The following is a 410-nucleotide window of genomic DNA, read 5'->3' on the forward strand; positions in this document are numbered from 1 at the left end:
CCAGCGCCCGACCCTCCCCACGGGAGGGCGCTCTTGCGACGTATCAACATACGGAATGGTCTCGGGTGTGGTGAGCGTTTGCCTCACGCGATGGATACGAGCGCCCACCCAGGGTCGGGCGCTGCCCTAATCTTTGCAGTAGTCTTAGATACTCTTGATGAGTGCGTCGACTATTGTAATGAATTGAATAACAAGGAAGAAACAGAATCCGGCACGAAGACGGCACCAAACCCGATCATCAATGCGGCACCAAATTCGACGAATGCAGAGATCGCTGAAAGTGAGCTCTTTGAGTATCCACGCCCTGGTTCCAACCCACCGACTTCCAGTCGGTTCTGCTTCAGCGTGAAAGAATCGTCTTATGATCATACCCTGTAGAAAATGAGCCGCAGCCGGGTCGTAGGCTCATT

This window comes from Aliiroseovarius conchicola (assembly GCF_041403445.1).
GTDB classification, from domain to species: domain Bacteria; phylum Pseudomonadota; class Alphaproteobacteria; order Rhodobacterales; family Rhodobacteraceae; genus Aliiroseovarius; species Aliiroseovarius conchicola.